This is a genomic window from Planctomycetaceae bacterium, from assembly GCA_039680605.1.
GTDB lineage: Bacteria > Planctomycetota > Phycisphaerae > SM23-33 > SM23-33 > JAJFUU01.
On the sequence record JBDKTA010000054.1, the window covers coordinates 122,535 to 140,263 of the forward strand.

The window sequence follows — 17,729 nt, forward strand, 5'->3', positions numbered from 1 at the left end:
CACGCGTGCCATGGGTGGCATGGCGACACCGGTTGTATCGGGGTCGCCATGAGCCCGGCAGCGCGGCGTGCCCCATGGCGACCCGCTTTGCGTGTCGCCATGCCACCCCGGACTGCCTCATGCACAAGCGAAAGGATTTGTGGTTATGGATGTGGAATTTTCTGATCGCCTGAAGAAGCTTCCGCCGTATCTCTTTGCCGACCTGCGGCGCAAGATCGCCGCTGCGCGCGAGCGGGGCGTCAAGGTCATCACGCTGGGCATCGGCGACCCCGACATGCCCGCCCCCGAGCCGATCGTGCGCGAACTCCAGCGAGCCGTCGACGACGCGGGCGACCCCAACCGCCACCGCTACGGCTGCGACGTGCCCGTGCCGCAGTTCGCCCAGTCCGTGCGCGACTTCTACAAGCGCCGCTGGAACGTGGACCTGGCGCCCGAGCAGGTCGTCACCACCAGCGGCAGCAAGGACGCCATCGCCCAACTCCCTGCCGCCATCATGAACCCGGGCGACCTGGGCATTGCGCCCGAGCCGGGCTACCCGACGTACAACATCGGCCACGTCTTCGCCGGGGCCGGCACGTACTACATGCCCCTCCAGGCCAAGGACGGTTTCCTGATGGACTTTGACGCCATCCCCAAGGACGTCGCCGCCCAGGCCAAGCTGCTGTGGATCAACTACCCCAACAATCCCACCACGGCGGTGGCCGACCTGGCGTTCTTTCAGCGGGCAGTGGATTTCGGCCGCAAGCACAACGTCCTGATCGCTCACGACAGCGCCTACAGCGAGAACACGTATGACGGCTATCGCTCGCCGAGCATCATGCAGGTTCCCGGCGCCGCCGACGTGGCGGTGGAGTTCTTCTCGCTGAGCAAGGCCTTCTGCATGACCGGATGGCGGGCCGGATGCATGGTGGGCAACGTCTCGGCCGTCAAGGCCCTGGCGACCGTCAAGGACAATATCGACAACGGCGTGCTGCGGGGCATCCAGTTCGCCGCCGCCAAGGCGCTGGATCTGGCCGAGCAGATCATCCCGCCGATCAACGCGGTGTACCAGCGTCGGCGCGACCTGGTAGCCGACGCCCTGAACGCCAACGGATGGAACATCGCCAAGCCCAAGGCCACGATCTACATCTGGGCGCCGGTGCCCGAGAAGTACAAGGGCTCCAGCGGCGAGTTCGCCGCCGACCTGCTGGAAAAGGCCGGCGTGGTGGTGACCCCCGGCCGCGGCTACGGTCCCGCCGGCGAAGGCTTCTTCCGCATCTCGCTGACGTACCCCGATGCGGTGCTGAAAGAAGCGATCGGCCGCATGGTTGAGGCGATACGGTAAAGGGCGGGTGGCATGGCGACACCAGTTTTTCGGGGTCGCCATGGGCGTCCGTAGAACATGGCGACCCCTTCGGTGTCGCCATGCCACCCGGCCGGGGCTACTGATTACTGATTACTGATTACTGTTCACTAAACCATGATCGCGTACATCGGCATGGGCAGTAACGTGGGGGACCGGGCGCAGACCTTGCTGCGGGCGGCGGGGATTCTGGCGCGCGCTTCGGGCGTGCATGTGCGGCGCATCTCGCGATTCATCGAGACCAAGGCCCAGGGCGGGCCGCCCGGTCAGCCGCCGTACCTCAACGCGGCCATGGAGATCGAGACCGACCTGGAACCGCTGGAACTGCTCGATGTGCTCAACGAGGTCGAGACCGATCTCGGGCGCGACCGCGACTTCGAGGAGCGGTGGGGCCCCCGCACCTGCGACCTGGACATCCTGATGATGGAAGACCTGGTGATGGACAGCCCGCGGCTGACGATCCCCCACCCGCGCATGCACGAGCGCCTGTTCGTGCTGCGCCCGCTGGCCGAGATCGCCCCCGGCGTGCTTCACCCGGTGCTGCGACTGACGGTGCTGGACATGCTCGCCGACGCCGAGGTGGGGCAATGAGCGCGACCTTGATCAGCCTGATCGGTCCGCCGGCGGTGGGCAAGACCACCCTGGCCGGTCTGCTGGCGGCGGATCTGTCGGCCGGGCAGATTCACGAAGACTTCGAGGGCAATCCGTTCCTGGCCGACTCGTTCCAGGGTCGCGACGAAGCCCGCCTGCCGGCGCAGCTATACTATCTCCTGTCGCGCGTGCGGCAGCTTTCGGTGCGATCGTGGCCGGCGTCGGGCCTGTTCGTCAGCGACTACGGATTCTGCCAGGACGACCTTTTCGCCCGTGTGCGGCTGGCCGATGACGAACTGGCGGCGTATCAGAAAGTGGCCGCCCCCCTGGCGACGCTGGTTCGCCCGCCGGACGTGCTGGTGGCGCTGGACGCGCCGGTCGAGGTGCTGCTGGCGCGCCTGGCGTCGCGCGGGCGAGCATTCGAAGCATTCATGACCGGCGACTTCCTGGAGTCGATGCGGCAGGAATACCGCAAGCTCCTAGCTGAAGCGACGTGTCCGGTGGTGGAGATCGATACATCGCTGCTGGATATTCGTGACGCGCAGGCGAGACAGGAGATTCTAACATCGCTGAATTCAGTTAGCGGCGGAGGGCGACCGCTGACGGAGTGGGAGTCATCATGCTGACGGTAACAACCATCCAGGACGTTCGTGCCGCCGTCGCCGCGGCGCGCGGGCAGGGGATGCGCATCGGGTTCGTTCCCACGATGGGCGCCCTGCACGCGGGGCATTGCTCGCTCATCCGCGCCGCGCGCAAGGAATGCGGGTTTGTCGTGGTCAGCATCTTCGTCAACCCGACTCAGTTCGCGCCCGGGGAGGATCTCTCGCGCTATCCCCGCACTCCCGAGACCGACCTGGCCGCCTGCAGCGGCGAAGGAGCCGACCTGGTCTTCATGCCCGACGTCGAGGCGATGTATCGGCCCGGGGCCGCCACCACCGTCAGCGTCTCGGGACTGACGCGCAGCCTCTGCGGCGCCAGTCGTCCCACGCATTTCGCCGGCGTCTGCACGATCGTGACCAAGCTGTTCAACATCGTCGCCCCCGACCGGGCGTATTTCGGAAACAAGGACTTCCAGCAGGCCTGTGTCATCGAGCAGATGGCGGCCGACCTGGACATGCCCGTGACGATCGTGCGCTGCCCGATCGTCCGCGAGAGCGACGGGCTGGCGATGTCCAGCCGCAACGCCCGCCTGTCGAGCGAGCACCGCCGCCAGGCCGCGGCGCTGCACGAGGCGCTGTCGCTGGCGGCCGCGGCGATACGCGATTCGGCGCCGCCGGCGTCGGACGTGATCGCGATGATGCGGCGCTGCCTGGCCGAGTCGGCGCCGGCGGGGCAGGTCGATTACATTCAGATCGTCGACCCGCGGACCCTTCGCGACGTAGAAGAGACGGACGCGCCGGTGCTGGTAGCCCTGGCGGTGAAGTTCGGCCAGACGCGATTGATCGACAACGTTCTGGTAGGCACCGAGGCCTGACGTTACAATCCCTCACGTGTCGCGGGCGTCTCGCCCGCGCGTAGCGAGGGCATCTTGCCCTCGCCAGGAAGAGCAAGATTTCGCGGACGAGACGTCCGCGACACGCGCGGACGGGACGTCCGCGACACGGTTCAAGGAACTTATACTTATGCTGCTGAAGATGCTGCGAGCGAAACTTCATCACGCCACCATCACCGAGGCGCAGGTGGAGTACATCGGGTCCATCACCATCGACCAGGACCTCCTCGACGCCTCGGGCATCCTGCCCGGCGAGTGCGTGCTGGTGGCCGATCTGACCGACGGGCAGCGGTTCGAGACATACGTGATGGCCGGACATCGCGGCAGCGGCGTCATCTGCATCAACGGGGCCGCCGCCAGGCTCGTCACCGTCGGCGACAAGATCATCATCATGGCCTTTGCCTACGTGGACTCGCAGCAGGCCCCGGCCCTGAAACCAGCCCTGGTCCTGGTGGATGGCGACAACAAGGTCTCGCGTCGAATCTAGATCACGGATTGTTCGTACGATCATTGAGGCATGCGCCGGCGGCGCGGCGGGTTGTAATGGCCGCCGAGGCGTTTTCAGCCGATAATCCTTTAGAAGCCTGATGAGGCTGCTCGCGCGAGCGTGCGGCCGCAGGAAAGGAAATCTTCATGAGCAGGATACTGCTGACGGTGGGCGTGGCGGCGTGGGCGCTGGCGGCATCGACGGGCCTGGCCGGCGACGCAAAACTCATGGCCAAGGCATACGAGCAGGGCAACGGCGCGCTGGCGCAGTTGCAGTGCAAGTTCGTGCAGGGCGGCATGGAAAACCCCGTCGAAGGGCTCGCGACGTGCGTGTCGGTTCAGGAGGGCATCGGTCTGTTCATCACGCTGGCGCTGGAAGGCAACGCCGTGCCCGAAAACATCAGGGACCTGACGCTGAACGTCCCCGGCGGCGAGAGCAAGCCCATCAAGGCCGAACTGATGGGCGTCGACGCCCTGACCGGGATCGGGTTTGTGCGAGCGACGGAGAAGGGCTCCTGGAAGCCCATCTCGTTCGTCCGCCGCGCCAATCTCAAGATCGGACAGGAGGTCGCTTCGGTGGGCCTCTTCGCCTCCAACGCCGGCAACGTCCCCTATGTCACCAGCGGCAACGTCGGCGCGATGACTCACGTTCCCGAGGAAATCGCCCTGATCACCAGCGGAACGCTCAGCAACATCGGCTCGCCCGTCTTCGCCGAAAGCGGCGACGCCATCGGGATCGTCGGACGCCAGCAGTTCTCCGATCTCTACACCATGACCACCAACCGCGGCAGCGCCACGGTCTCGCTCAAGGCCGTGCGCGATTCGTCCTGCTTCATGCCCGTCGAGGAGTTTGCCGACGTCTTCGCGCGGATCCCCAGCGGCGGACGCGGGCAGCGGATGGCCTGGATGGGCGTCATGAAACTCCAAGGCGTGGCCAGGCAACTCGCCGAACTGGCCAAGCTCGACAAACCCGGCGTCATGCTCGAACAGATCGGCCCCGGCGGTCCGGCCGACAAGGCCGCACTTAAAGATCGCGACATCGTCGTCGCCGTCAATGGCAAGGATCTGCGAGACTTCGCTTCACCGCTGCTGACGGCCAAGGGGTTGATGAATCAACTGGCCCGCATCGGGGCCGGAAAAGACGTGGCCCTGGGCATCGTGCGAGACGGCAAGCGGTTCGACGTCACGCTCAGGCTCGAACCTGCGCCCCTGATGCCCAACGAGGCGCCCAGCCAGTTCGTCCCGTCCCTGGGCGCCCTGGTGCGAGAGCGAATCCCGCTCGACGCGCATCTGCTGACAGGCCCGGCCGCCACAACCGACGGGCTTATCGTCGCCGGCGTGCAACGCGACAGTGCGGCCTCCAAGGCCGGACTGGCCGATGGCGATATCGTCACCGCAGTGGGGTCCCAGACCGTCACGACGATCCAGGCATTCAACCAGGCGATCGAAAAGCTGCTGGCCGACCCGCAGCACCCGCGCGTGGTCTTCCAGGTTCGCCGCGGCGATCAGGTTCTGCCGATATCCATACAGCCGGCGCGGCGCCCGTGATCGGGTCGCGGGATGCCCGCCGTGGCATAGCCTTTCCAGGCCGTGAACCCACGGTGGCACAGCCTTTCCAGGCTGTGAACCCACAGGCTGGAAAGCCTGTGCCACCGCCATACGAGGTCGTTCAATGCGAACGTATATTCTGATGGGGATGGCGGTGCTGGCCGGCGCCGCCCCGCTGGCCGCTCAGAGCACTGCGCCCGCTGCCGCCACAGCCTCCCATGGCGACGCTGCGCTGGCGGACCTGGCCGGTAGAAGCCTCCTGGCCTCGGCGATGGAAGGCGACGTCAACGCCCGCGTGCTGGCGCTGGCACAGATGGCCGAACGATTCACCCCCGGCGACCCTGCCGTCCAGCGGCTGCTGGGCGAGTTATACGAACAGGCGGGCAAAGGCGTCCAGGTCGACCGCTCGGTCCAGGCCGCACGGGCGTGGGCGGCGTACCTCAAAACCCACCGCGACGATTATGTCGCCTGGATGCGATGGTTGATGGCGGAATACCCCGCCCAGCAATCCATCGAGGCGCGAGCCGCCCTTCTTCAACGCCTCATCGACGATGCCGAAGTTCCCGCCGCGGTCCGCTCCGAAGCCGCCGGCCAACAGGCGGCGCTGCTGTCGAAGCAGGGATATCCCGAGGACGCCGATCGAGCCATCGTCGGCGCCATCCGCATCGACGGCGCAAACACGAACGCCCTGGAGGAGTGGCTCAGCCGCCGCAACAAACCCACCGCGCTCGATCGGGCCGACGTGCGGTTGCGACAGTTTCGGGCCAATCCGTTCTCGGCGACGACGGCGGCACAACTGGCGGCGTTGCTGGGCGAGCAGGGGCTCCATGATCGCTCCGCATGGTTTTACTGGGTAAGTTGGAGCCTGGTGGCCACGCGATGCCGCCTCCAGGCGCCGCCGCTGGCGCTGGCCGTGCCGTACTGCAACGCCCTGCTCGACGCCGCACAGTACAAGGTCGCCGTCGAGACCTTCAAACCGCTGTTGGAGGCGTACCCCGACAGCATCGACCTGCGAATGTTGATCATCGAGGCGTACTCCCTCAACGGACAGAAGCAGGAGGCCCAGGCCCAGACCCAGGAATTGCGGTCGCAACTGGGAAAGCTCCTGGCCGCCTCGCCCTCGCCGGACGTGCTGGAGAAAGTCGCTGTCTTCTACACCGTTGCCATGCCCGATGAGACCATGGCCGTCAGCCTGGCCCGGCGGGCGCTGGCGGCCGAGCCCCAAAACGCCAATCTGCTACGCATCCTCGCCGCCGCGCAGCTCAAGTCTCCCGACGAGGCCACCGTCAAAGGCGCCATCGAATTCCTGTCCCAACTGGCCAGACAGAACATCTATGCCGCCGTCGCGCTGGCTGAACACTACGCCCGGACCGGCGCCGCCGAGGCGCAGCGGCAGATGATCGTCGCGGGGCTGAACCTCCAGCGCACCGGACCGGCCGCCCGCACGTTGCGACAGATGGCCAAGCAGATCTCGATGCCCGTGCCGCCCGTCAGCGGCAGCGGCGACGTCGCCAAACTCATCGAGACCCTGGACGGGCGGTATGTCGAGATGGCCACCGCCCCCGGTAAGTTCCTCGCCGTCCGCCTTGCATCGCCGGCCGAGAGCGTGCGACCCGGCGAGCCGATCTATCTCGACGCGACGTTGACCAACATCTCCAACATCGCCGTGCCCTTGGGCGGATGGGGCGCCCCCAGCCCCGTCCGGGCGATGATCCCCTCGATGGGCCTGACCGTCACCCTCGCCGATAAAAGCGACCGCGCCGGCAGCGGCGCGCCGGCAGTTTTCAATCCTAACCAGTTGCCCCTGGTGCTCTGGCCGACACCGAGCCGCCTTGAACCCGGCAAGAGCGTCTCGTGGCGCGTCCGGCTCGACATCGGGCCTCTGGGCAGGGAACTCTTCCAGAACTGCTTCAAGAGCTACACCATTACCTGCTCGGGCATCGTCGACCCCCAGCCGTGCGGGGGACAGTTTTCCGGCGGGCTGGGCAGCATTTCCGTGCCCGCGATCACCATCCGCCGCACCGCACTGGGCGAACTCAAAGGCGACGGCGTATTCTATGACGTTGCAGGCGTTCTCAAGCAAAACGCCCAGCCGACCGCCCCGGCGGCTACCCGGTTCCTTGCCGCCGCCCAGACCGCCTCGATGATGGCGTCTGTGGACGGCGCGAGCCAGCCCGCAGCCGCAAAGGGCGCTGCTGAATTGCCCGCGGTGGTCAAGACGCTGCTCGCCGACCCCGAGCCGGTGATCCGCGCCGAGATGCTCGCTCAACTGGCCCGCCTGCCGCGACGCGACGATATCGTTCGGATGGCCCGGAACCTCAAGGATGATCCCAGCCCGCTGGTGCGCTTGCGCGTGGCGGAACTGGCCGCTCCGGCCGATCCGGAACTGGCTCGAACGATGCTCTCAGACGCCGACATGCAGGTCTCGCTGATGGCTGAGGCGGCCCTGCCCGCCCCGGCCACCCAACCGGCAACCGCACCAGCAACCGCCCCGACTCCGGCCGCCCCCGTCGCCCCGGCCGTGCCTGCGCCGGCGAGCGAAGCCCCGCCCCAGCCACCGGCCCCCGCCGCACCGAAGACCGCCCCGGCCAAGCCGCTGACCGCCCCGATTATCGAATTGCAGGATTAGCCGATTCGAAGCAGGACGACAGTTCGCCCGAGCATGCCCGGCTTAGGCCACAACTTCACTTCCCGGCAGCGACGCCATCTTGGCTGTTGTTGGCGTGGAATCAACCCGTCGAGGCTACCGCGTGGCAAGCGCGGCCGGCGCAATCGCGGCTCGTTTGCGGCGACGGGAGACAAAGAGAGGCGGGGATCGTTTTCTTCGCCGCGAGGTTTCCTATCTACGCCAGGAGCTTTTCCAGGCGGTCGAGGCCGCGGTTGATCTCGTCGAGGCTGATGGCGAAGCTCAGGCGCACGCAGGCGTCGTCGCCGAAGGGGGCGCCGGGAACCAATGCGGCGCCCGCGCCTTCCAGCGAGGCCTTGGCAAAGCTCATCGAGTCGGTGACGTTGATACCCGCCAGCGTGCGGCCGTAGTGGGCGCTGACGTCCGGGAAGCAGTAGAACGCGCCGGTAGGCTCGACGCACGAAATGCCCTTGATGGCGTTGAGGCGTTTGGCCATGTGGCGGCCGCGATTCTCAAACTCTTGACGCATGACCTCAATGGTTGCGGCGGCGCGCGGGTCGGTATAGGCGGCCAGGGCGGCGGCCTGGGCGAAGCTGACGGGGTTGGTCGTCTGGTGGTCCATCAGGCGCCGGACGGCGCCCGCGACGTCCTTGGGAGCGGCGAACCATCCCAAACGCCAGCCAGTCATCGAGAACGCCTTGGACAGGCCGTTGAAGGTGATGGTGCGGGCCGGCAGGGCGGGGTCAAGGGCGGCGAAGGAGACAAACTTCGTCGCGCCGTAGACCAGCTTTTCGTAGATTTCATCCGACAGCACGATCAGGTCGGTCTTGAGGACGGCCTGGGCGATGGCGGAAAGTTCATCCGGCGTGTACGTCACGCCGGTAGGGTTCGAGGGAGAGTTCAGGATCAGGCACTTGGCGCCGCGGGCGTAATCGAGCACTTGCTGGGGCGTGATCTTGAAGTCCTGCTTGCGACCAGTGGGGATGAACACGGGCTCGCCGCCAGCCAGTCGCACCATCTCCGGATAGCTCACCCAGTACGGTTCGGGGATCAGCACCTTGTCGCCGGCGTCGACGAGGACGTCGATGACGGCCGCCAGGGCGTGCTTGCCGCCAAAGGCCATGACGATCTGCTCGGGGGCGTAGGTGAGGCCGTTTTCCCGCCGGAGCTTCTCGACGATGGCGTCCAGCAGGGCCTTGGACTTCTGGGGCACGTACTTGGTGTCGCCGGCATCGAGGGCCTTCTTGGCGGCGTCCTTGATGAAATCCGGCGTGTCGAAGTCCGGTTCGCCGGCGCCGAAATTAGCGACGTCGACGCCTTCGCTTCGAAGCTGTCGTGCGCGGGTGGTTATGGCGATGGTGGCGCTGGCGCCAACGCTTTCAATCCTGCGGGCGAGCTTCATCGGGGCGGGACTTCCTTCAAGGCCTTGATCGGGGTGTAGCCGGTCATGGCCAGGAACGTGTTAGTGTTGATGATGGGGATGCGCAATTCGCTGGCGGCCTTGCGCATCTCGGCGTGGCGTTTGCGGACCTTGTCCGCCTGTTTGTAGGCTTCCCACACCTGCGGCGGGGCTTCGTCCTCGGGACGTTTGGGGGCCGGCGGCTCGACGCCCAGGACGAGGAAGTCGACATCGACATCGAGCACGTCGGTGACTTCGGCGCCCAGTCGTCGCAGCAGCAGCGTGACTTCAACGTTGCCCTGTTCGCTGGCGCCGGTGTCTGGCCCGTGGAGGTTGAAGAGGCCTTCCACGACGAACTTCCACTTTCGGATCGAGTCGAAGGCGACGTTGACAATCAGATCGTTGGCTATGACCGGGTTGTCCTTCTTTTTCAGATCGGTCACCTGGCAGCGGCAGACTTCGTCGCCGACGCTGACGACCGTCAGCGAGGCCTTCTGGACCTCTTCCGGGTTGTCGCCGAGCTTGGGAATGCCGCTCTGGGGGAAGACCGAGAAGATGTGGCCGACCTCGACGCCGTCGCGTGAGCCGAGGTTGATATAGGCGAACTGCCCGCCTTCATCGGCCAGGCGAAGGATCTTGCCATCGGGGGCGGTGGCGGTTTCGATGCGTTTGGTCTTCTGGGCGATCTTCTCGCGGACTTCTTCGAACTTGCGCTTCCACTCGCGGGCGCTCTTGTTGACGCCATGCATCTGCTCGGTGGTCTGCTTAATGGCCTCGGTCTTCTCGACCAGCTTGTCGGCGTTTTCTTTCTTGGCCAGTTCGAGGATCTTGTCTTTTTCCGCGCCCAGCGCCGTCATCTGTTCGCGCAGTTCGATGATCTGCGCGTCGCGGCTGGCGAGGTTCTCCTTGTACTTGTCGGAGATTTCGGTGGCGTACTTTCGGGCGCCGGTCAGTTCGATATTGACCTTGCTGACGGTGCCCTGCATTTCCTTGACGAGCTTGTCGGCATTGTCGCGCTGCGTGAGCAGGTCTGCCGCCTCGGTCAACAGCCCGCGCTGGCTGCCGATCTGCTTGTAGAAGGAATCGACGGCGCTGATGGCGGTGTCGGCGTTGTCGCCGGCGATGCCGTTGATGCGGGCGACCAGCTCGCGAATCTGGCTTTGCATCTGGTCGGTCACCGTCCGGGGCACGCGCTGATTCTGCTTGTCGTTCTGGTACGTGGTCACCATGTCGACAATGCGCGGCTTATCACGTTCCGCCTTGGAGATCCAGGCTTCATTGTCCTGTTCGGCCTTGCGGGTCTTCTTGTCCGCCTCATCGCGCTGGATGTACTGATGCACCGCCAGGGCGGATGCCACCAGGAACAGGAAGACAAAGACGATCAGGGCGTACGGCGGGGCCTTGCGGCGCTGGACTACACGGGCCATTGGGCAGACTCCTTCTGACGCCAAGTAGGCGTAAGACCAATTATCTGAAGTGATATCGACACTTTCAAGCCCTTTTCGCGAACGAAGAAAAACGGGAAACGCACCCAAGGGACCGCAAGGGCTGCAGGGACCGCGGCCAGGGCTGTCGCTCCTGGGCGTTGCAGTCCTTGCAGTCCCTGAAGTCCTTTTGATATTACCCCAGCTTGCGAGTCAAAATCTCCTGCACCTGCTGGGGATTCGCCGCTCCGCGCGAGGCCTGCATCACCTGGCCGGTCAGGAACCCGAAGGCCTTCTTGGCCTTCTTGCCGCCCTCGCGGACGTCGCCGGCGGCCTGGGGATTGGCGGCGATGGCCGCATCGACCCAGGCTTCCACCTCGCCCGCCTCGGTCACGGCCAACAGGCCCTGTTCGGCGGCGATGGCGGCGGGAGTCTGTCGGCCGTCGAGCATCAGGTCGAAAATCTTCGCCGCCGCGGTGGCGTTGACCTGGCCGCTGTGCAGCATGATCGCCAACTCCGCCAGCGGCGCAGGCGAGAGACCGATCTGGGCAATGCTGCATCCGCGCTCGTTGGCGATGGCCGAACCCCGCGAGAGCATCAGGTTGACGCATCGCTTGGGATCGGCCCCTGCCGCCACAGCCGCGTCGAGCAGGTCGCCGGTGGGGGCGTCCTGGGTGAGGGCGTCGGCCTCTTTGAAGGTCAGGCGGTACTGGTCGATGTAGCGTTGCCGCCGTGCCAGGGGCAATTCGCCGATGCTGTCAGCGATCGCCTGGAGCCAAGCCTGGTCGGGCTGTACGCTCACGAGGTCCGGGTCGGGGAAGTAGCGATAGTCGTGGGCTTCTTCCTTGCCGCGCTGGAAGACGGTTTGGCCGGTCGCGTCGTCGTATCCGCGGTTCTGCTTGCCCTGGCGTTCGATCGTGAAGCCTTCGGGGTCTTCCTGCCACGCGGCGTACTGGCGGCGGATCTCCCAGGCCACCGCGCCCTCGAGCGAGCGGAAGCTGTTGAGGTTCTTCACCTCGACGATCGGCGTCTTGTGTACCTTGCCGCCGCGGGTGATGTGCAGGTTGATGTTGGGCTCGAAGCGCATGTGGCCCATCTGCATGTTGGCCAGGCTGGCGCCCAGCCATCGCACCAGGCGCTGCATGGTCCGCGCGTAGGCGGCGGCTTCCTCGACGCTGTTCATGTCCGGCTGCGAGACGATCTCCAGCAGCGGCACGCCGGCGCGGTTGAGGTCCACCCCGGTGCCCGAGGGCAGGTCGTGTACGTTTTTCCCGGCGTCTTCTTCCAGGTGCGCCCGCAAGATGCGGACGGCCTTGGTCGCGCCATCGGCCAGCGGCACTTCCAGCAGGCCGTTGCTGCTCAGGGGCAGGTCGTACTGGCTGATCTGGTAGTTCTTGGGCAGGTCGGGGTACCAGTAGCTCTTTCGGTCCCACTTGGTGACGGAGGCGACCTGGCAGCCCAACGCCATGCCGACTTTCATGGACAGCTCGACCGCGCGGCGGTTCATCACCGGCAGCACGCCGGGCATGCCGATGCACACGGGGCAGACGTTGGTGTTGGGCGGGTCGCCGAAGCGGTTGCGACAACGGCAGAACATCTTGGTCTGAGTATCCAGCTCGACGTGGATCTCCAGGCCGATGATGGGCAGGACGATGTCGTTTTGGTCAACCATTGTCTATCCGCCGAAAAACGAAAACCTAAAAACCGACGACGAGGACGAAAAAACCAATCGCGCCGTCATGCCGCGCCCTGTTAGCGGTCGAGCTTGCTCGACGCGGTTGTTTCCCTGGCCCGGCGCCAGGGAAGAAACCGCGCGGGGCAAGCCCCGCCGCTAACTACTGAAATTCCATCCATCCATCCATCCATCCATGTCGACCCGCTTCGCGTGTCGCCATGCCACCCAATCTTCCAATCTTCCAATCTTCCATCCATCCGCGTTACTGAGGTGGTTTCAGTCGCGTTATGCCGGTTGCGGTTTCGTACGCCCTTGCCACTTGAAGCAGGCGGCCTTCGCTGAAGACCGGGCCGATCAGTTGCATTCCGATAGGCAGGCCCGCGGCGCTGATGGCGGCCGGCACGCTCAGGCCCGGCAGACCGGCCAGGTTCACGCTCAGGGTGTAGACGTCGGCCAGGTACATCGTCAGCGGGTCGGCCGTCTTCTCGCCGAGCTTGAACGCGGTCGTCGGAGTCGTGGGGCACAGCAGCAGGTCGCACGACTGGAACGCGCGGTCAAAGTCGTTCTTGATCAGGCGCCGCACCTTCAGGGCCTTGAGGTAATACGCGTCGTAATAACCGCTGGACAGCGTGTATGCCCCGAGCATGATCCGCCGCTTGACCTCGGCGCCGAGCCCTTCGGCGCGGCTGCGGCAGTACAGATCGACGATGTCGTCCACTTTGGCCGGCGTGCGATAGCCATAGTGTACGCCATCATAGCGGGCCAGGTTGCTCGAGGCCTCGGCGCTGGCGACGATATAGTAGCATGCCACTGCAAAGCTGCTGAGCTTTCCGTCGCCGTCGCTGTCGACGCGGCTGGTCGGCAGAGAGACCTCGACGATCCGGGCGCCGGCGGCCTTGATCGCCTCGCCGGCTGCCAGCACCGCCTGGCGTATCTCGCTATCAAGGGCCTGCGAGAAGAACTCTTTGGGCAGACCCACCCGCAGGCCGGCGATGGGCTTTTCGATCGCCGCGAGATAGTCCGGCACGTCCTGGGGGATGGACGTCGAATCGGCGCGGTCGTAGCCGGCGATCACCCGCGTCAGCAGTGCGCAATCGGTCACGTCGTGCGTCAGCGGGCCGATCTGGTCCAGGCTCGACCCGTACGCCACCAGGCCGTATCGGCTGACGCGCCCATAGGTGGGCTTGAGCCCGACGACGCCACACAGGGCCGCCGGTTGGCGGATCGACCCGCCGGTGTCGCTGCCCAGTGCGGCAGGGCACATCCCCGCCGCCACCGCCGCGGCGCTGCCGCCGGAGGACCCGCCCGGAACGCGCGAAACGTCCCACGGGTTGCGCGTCGGGCCAAAACCGCTGTTCTCCGTCGACGAGCCCATCGCGAACTCGTCCATGTTGGTCTTGCCGATGATGACCGCCCCGGCGTCTTGGAGTTTGCCGACGGCCGTGGCGGTATAGGGAGCCTGGAAGTTCTCAAGCATCCGCGACGAGCAGGTGGTTCGCCCGTACGCCGTACAGAGATTGTCCTTGATGGCTACCGGCACGCCGGCCAGCGGGCCCAGAGGCTCTCCCGCGGCGCGGCGGCGGTCGATGGCGCGGGCCTCGTCGAGCGCGCGATCGGCCAGCACCTCGTTGAAGGCGCCGATCTGACCTTCTCGCTGCTCGATGACCGCCAGATACGCTTTGGCCGCTTCTTCGGCGCCGGCGCGTCCGGCGGCGATGGCGGCCGCCAGTTCCGCCGCGGAAAGATCGGTGATCGCGCTCATTGGCTCTCTCCGATGACCTTGGGGACCTTGAAGTAGTCGCCGTCGCGGGCGGGGGCGTTTTGCAGGGCCTGCTCGCTGGTCAGCGAGGGCTCGGGCGTGTCGTCGGCCAGCACGTTGGACAGCTCCATCGCGTGGACCATCGGTTCGACGCCGTCGGTGGGCAGTTCGTTGAGCTTGTCGAAGTATTCCAGGATGGCGCCCAACTGGGCGGCGTGAGACTCAACCTCCGGGTCGGTCAGTTCCACGCGGGCCAGCACGCCGATGTGGCGGACCAGGGCTTCGTCCACATTTTTGCTCATATCAAAGCTCCCACTGCCAGACGTCGCAGGGGCCTATGATTGGCGATTGGCCCGCCCTTGTCAAGAATCACAGGCGGCGCGGCGGCTTTTTCCGTCCTCGCGCTGGGGTCTTTTGCCTCGCCCGGTAGGTGAATGCCCGTGCGCTAGAACCGGGCGGCTCTCTGATTGAGGTTTCGCCCGAAGGCGCCAATAATCCTTTTGAACGCCTGTGCTGATTGGCCAGCCAGCTTGTGCAGGCGGCGAGGTGAACCATGATGAACATGCCACGCGTCATTCAGTGCGATGCCACAGATTGCAGCTTCAACCGCGAGCGGGAGTGTCACGCTCTGGCGGTAACGATCGGGGACGGGGACAATCCCCAGTGCGACACGTATTGCCAGGGCCAGTCCAAGGGCGGCGACCCGGCGTCGATCGCCGGCGTCGGAGCGTGCAAAGTCTCCGCCTGCATGCATAACCGCTACCTAGAGTGCTGGGCGCCCAATATCAACGTGGGGTCCAAAGGCAGCGGCGCGGACTGTCTGACCTTCAGCAAACGCTGATTGCGGCAACATAGAATCAGGCTCGCCGGCGCGTGGGGGAGGCGCCGGCGGGCCATTGCCGCATCCCTCCAGGCTCGCCCCGGGCATGGCCGTAGGCGTTGACGCCCAGCGCCCTGAGTTGCCGCCCCAGCACGCAAACCGCACAGGACCCTATAGACGGCCGTTGCCGCCCGGCCATACAGTCCCGATGGCGATGTACCCTCGTTCTCCGTTTACGCAAGGGGTTATGTATGAAACTTGTCGCCCAGGTCATGCGGCAGACAGACGGAACCTATCGCGCGTGGTGCCCCGCGCTGCCCGGTTGCCGCGCCTGCGGGCAGACGCGGCGGGAAGCCCTGGAGAGAGTGCAACTGGCGGCCAGGGGATACCTCGAGAATCTTGAAGACATTCTGCCCCGGCAGTTGGCCCGGCAATATTTCAGCAGGCGACGCATCAGCGCACCGGGAGAACCGGCTGAGGTCGAGGCAGCCGATTTCACATGGTCGACATGAGATTGCGGCATGCAGAGCTCACAGAGCCAGGAGAAGTCCAAGGCGGCGGATCTGGTTTCATATACCCATCTTCTTGTCGTTTTTGCCCGCGGCGCCGTACTATGATTTCAACACTTCGAGGACACCATGGAATACGCCGCCGCAATTTCCAACGAAGAACTCAACCGCATCCGCCTTGAGGCGGTCGAACTGGCCGGTATCGGCCTGTGCCGCTACAGGCTCGCCGATGGGACGATCCTGCACATCGACGACAACGCCATCGTCATCATGGACCTGCAGAACCAGGTTTCCTATGCCGGCGACCTGATCGGCAAGCGGCTCTTCGACCTGATCGATTTCGACGAGCCCAAGGCCCCGGTCCAGGTCGTCACCCAGGGCGTGCGACGCAGCGAATACCGCGTGCGCACCGGCGAGGGGCGGAGCAAGTGGCTGCTGGCCGACGCCTTCATGGTGGTCGACCCGGCCTCGGGCTGCGAAGCCGTTCAACTCGTCCTGCGCGATATTTCCGACAGCCGCAACGTGGAGGAACTCCGCCGCCGCAGCGAGCAGCGCTACCGCGACCTGGTCGAAAACGCCAACAGCATCATCCTGCGGCAGGACCCCAACGGATACGTGACGTTCATCAACCGCTATGCGCTGGAGTTCTTCGGTTTCGCGCGGACGGAAATTCTCGGCCGCCACGTCGTGGGGACGATCGTCCCGCCGCACGATTCGGCCGGTCGCGACATGACGGCGCTGATCCGCGACCTGGGCAGTCATCCCGAGCGTCACGGCGTCTGCGAGCGCGAGAGCATCTGCCGCGACGGGCGTCGGGTCTGGATCTCCTGGGCGAACACGCCCATGCGCAAGGCCGACGGCACGGTCGCGGAAATTCTGTGCGTCGGTTATGACGTGACGCAGCGTCGCGAGGCGCAAACGCGCGCCCAGCGCGAGCGGCAGCGCCTGTTCTCGCTGCTCCACCAGCTTCCCGGCTACGTGGCGCTGCTGGACGGACAGGGCATGCTGCGGTTCTGCAACCACGCGTACCGGGAGTTCTTCCGCTGCGACGGCGAGTGCCCCTGTCCCGTCCCGGACCTGCACGACAAACACGCCGGGACCTGCGATCCGCACACGGGCAACATCCTCACTACCGGGCTGGCCGCCCAGTGGGAATGGACGGATGCCCATCAGCGAACCTTCCACGTCTGGGGGTATCCGTTCCTCGACAGCGACGGTACGGTCGTGGTCCTGCAACTGGGCGTCGATATCAGCGAACAACGCCGACTCCAGCGCGACCTGGGCGAGGCCAGCCAGTCTGAACGCCGCCGCATCGGGCGCGATCTGCACGACACCCTAGGGCAGGATCTGACCGCCCTGCAGTTGATCGTGCAGGCCCTGAGCAAGAAGATCGCCGCGGCCGTGCCCCAAGCCGTGCCCCTGGCACAGCAGGCCGTTGAACTGGCCCGAAAAGCCCTCGACCGGACCCGATGCCTGGCACGCGGGCTCGACCCGGTGGTGATCAAGGCCGCCGAACTGCGTCGGGCGCTCGAATCGCTCTGCATCGAGGTGCGAAACGCCTCCGGTTTGCCCTGCGACTTCAGCGACCGGTGCAATATGCCAATCGACGACGATCTGGCGGCAGACAACCTCTATCACATCGCCAGCGAGGCCGTCAACAACGCCGTCAAACATGCCAGGGCGTCCTCCATCCGCATTGCCCTGGCAGCCAGGGAGGACGAACTGGTGCTGACGGTGGCCGACGACGGCGTGGGCCTGAGCACGGCGGCGCCGGTAACGCATGGAATGGGGATGCGCACGATGAGCTACCGGGCCGGCATCATCGGCGGAGGCATCACGATCACAAAAGGCCCCGCCGGTGGGACCGAGGTCACCGTCGCCGTTCCGGCCTGGCGCCTGACCAAACAGCCCGCCCTGGCTGAAGACTGTTGACCCGCGAAAACAAATCCGAAATTCGAAACTCGAAATTCGAAACAAGAAGCAAAGGAGGAAAACGACAAGAAACAAAAAGAAAGGCGAGGCAAATGTTGATTTGATTCCTTGTTGTTTAGTTTCTTT

At 65.5% G+C, this 17,729-nt stretch carries 15 protein-coding genes; 10 read left to right on the plus strand and 5 right to left on the minus strand.

Going from position 1 to position 17,729, the window contains the following annotated elements:
* The first annotated feature begins 145 nt into the window (after nt 1–145).
* The 7 genes from ABFD92_17145 to ABFD92_17175 all read left to right on the plus strand — a co-directional run bounded on the left by ABFD92_17145 (nt 146) and on the right by ABFD92_17175 (nt 8,088).
* The gene (locus ABFD92_17145; protein ID MEN6506264.1) at nt 146–1,324 is read left to right on the plus strand and encodes an aminotransferase class I/II-fold pyridoxal phosphate-dependent enzyme; all 1,179 of its coding nucleotides are present in this window, start codon (nt 146–148) and stop codon (nt 1,322–1,324) included.
* A gap of 135 nt (nt 1,325–1,459) precedes the next feature.
* Complete coding sequence (gene folK, locus ABFD92_17150) at nt 1,460–1,933, plus strand: 2-amino-4-hydroxy-6-hydroxymethyldihydropteridine diphosphokinase (GenBank protein MEN6506265.1); 474 nt, start codon at nt 1,460–1,462, stop codon at nt 1,931–1,933.
* Nucleotides 1,930–2,559 (plus strand): deoxynucleoside kinase, encoded by a 630-nt coding sequence (locus tag ABFD92_17155; GenBank protein ID MEN6506266.1) that lies wholly within the window; start codon nt 1,930–1,932, stop codon nt 2,557–2,559. The genes folK and ABFD92_17155 overlap by 4 nt, the downstream gene beginning before the upstream one ends.
* On the plus strand, nt 2,553–3,407 hold the full coding sequence (panC, locus tag ABFD92_17160) for a pantoate--beta-alanine ligase (protein ID MEN6506267.1): 855 nt from the start codon (nt 2,553–2,555) through the stop codon (nt 3,405–3,407). The genes ABFD92_17155 and panC overlap by 7 nt, the downstream gene beginning before the upstream one ends.
* 148 nt (nt 3,408–3,555) lie before the next feature.
* A complete protein-coding gene (gene panD / locus ABFD92_17165; protein ID MEN6506268.1) occupies nt 3,556–3,912 on the plus strand; it encodes an aspartate 1-decarboxylase in 357 nt (118 codons plus the stop codon).
* A gap of 146 nt (nt 3,913–4,058) precedes the next feature.
* Nucleotides 4,059–5,459 carry a PDZ domain-containing protein gene (locus ABFD92_17170; protein MEN6506269.1) on the plus strand — a complete coding sequence of 467 codons (1,401 nt, stop codon included), beginning with the start codon at nt 4,059–4,061 and terminating at the stop codon, nt 5,457–5,459.
* 124 nt (nt 5,460–5,583) lie between these two features.
* Nucleotides 5,584–8,088 carry a hypothetical protein gene (locus tag ABFD92_17175; GenBank protein MEN6506270.1) on the plus strand — a complete coding sequence of 835 codons (2,505 nt, stop codon included), beginning with the start codon at nt 5,584–5,586 and terminating at the stop codon, nt 8,086–8,088.
* Between the two features lie 214 nt (nt 8,089–8,302).
* Here ABFD92_17175 and ABFD92_17180 read toward each other — a convergent pair whose 3' ends face one another.
* The 5 genes from ABFD92_17180 to gatC form a co-directional block, all read right to left on the minus strand.
* The gene (locus ABFD92_17180; protein ID MEN6506271.1) at nt 8,303–9,487 is read right to left on the minus strand and encodes a pyridoxal phosphate-dependent aminotransferase; all 1,185 of its coding nucleotides are present in this window, start codon (nt 9,485–9,487) and stop codon (nt 8,303–8,305) included.
* On the minus strand, nt 9,484–10,911 hold the full coding sequence (locus ABFD92_17185; GenBank protein ID MEN6506272.1) for a hypothetical protein: 1,428 nt from the start codon (nt 10,909–10,911) through the stop codon (nt 9,484–9,486). The genes ABFD92_17180 and ABFD92_17185 overlap by 4 nt, the downstream gene beginning before the upstream one ends.
* 193 nt (nt 10,912–11,104) lie before the next feature.
* The gene (gatB, locus tag ABFD92_17190) at nt 11,105–12,580 is read right to left on the minus strand and encodes an Asp-tRNA(Asn)/Glu-tRNA(Gln) amidotransferase subunit GatB (GenBank protein MEN6506273.1); all 1,476 of its coding nucleotides are present in this window, start codon (nt 12,578–12,580) and stop codon (nt 11,105–11,107) included.
* 265 nt (nt 12,581–12,845) lie between these two features.
* Nucleotides 12,846–14,345 carry an Asp-tRNA(Asn)/Glu-tRNA(Gln) amidotransferase subunit GatA gene (gatA, locus tag ABFD92_17195; protein ID MEN6506274.1) on the minus strand — a complete coding sequence of 500 codons (1,500 nt, stop codon included), beginning with the start codon at nt 14,343–14,345 and terminating at the stop codon, nt 12,846–12,848.
* Nucleotides 14,342–14,644 (minus strand): Asp-tRNA(Asn)/Glu-tRNA(Gln) amidotransferase subunit GatC, encoded by a 303-nt coding sequence (gene gatC, locus ABFD92_17200; GenBank protein ID MEN6506275.1) that lies wholly within the window; start codon nt 14,642–14,644, stop codon nt 14,342–14,344. The genes gatA and gatC overlap by 4 nt, the downstream gene beginning before the upstream one ends.
* Before the next feature lie 260 nt (nt 14,645–14,904).
* Here gatC and ABFD92_17205 point away from each other — a divergent pair, with 260 nt between their 5' ends.
* The 3 genes from ABFD92_17205 to ABFD92_17215 all read left to right on the plus strand — a co-directional run bounded on the left by ABFD92_17205 (nt 14,905) and on the right by ABFD92_17215 (nt 17,603).
* On the plus strand, nt 14,905–15,183 hold the full coding sequence (locus ABFD92_17205) for a DUF1540 domain-containing protein (GenBank protein MEN6506276.1): 279 nt from the start codon (nt 14,905–14,907) through the stop codon (nt 15,181–15,183).
* 230 nt (nt 15,184–15,413) lie between these two features.
* The gene (locus ABFD92_17210; protein ID MEN6506277.1) at nt 15,414–15,674 is read left to right on the plus strand and encodes a type II toxin-antitoxin system HicB family antitoxin; all 261 of its coding nucleotides are present in this window, start codon (nt 15,414–15,416) and stop codon (nt 15,672–15,674) included.
* Nucleotides 15,675–15,800: 126 nt separating this feature from the next.
* On the plus strand, nt 15,801–17,603 hold the full coding sequence (locus ABFD92_17215) for a PAS domain S-box protein (protein MEN6506278.1): 1,803 nt from the start codon (nt 15,801–15,803) through the stop codon (nt 17,601–17,603).
* Nucleotides 17,604–17,729: the final 126 nt, after the last annotated feature.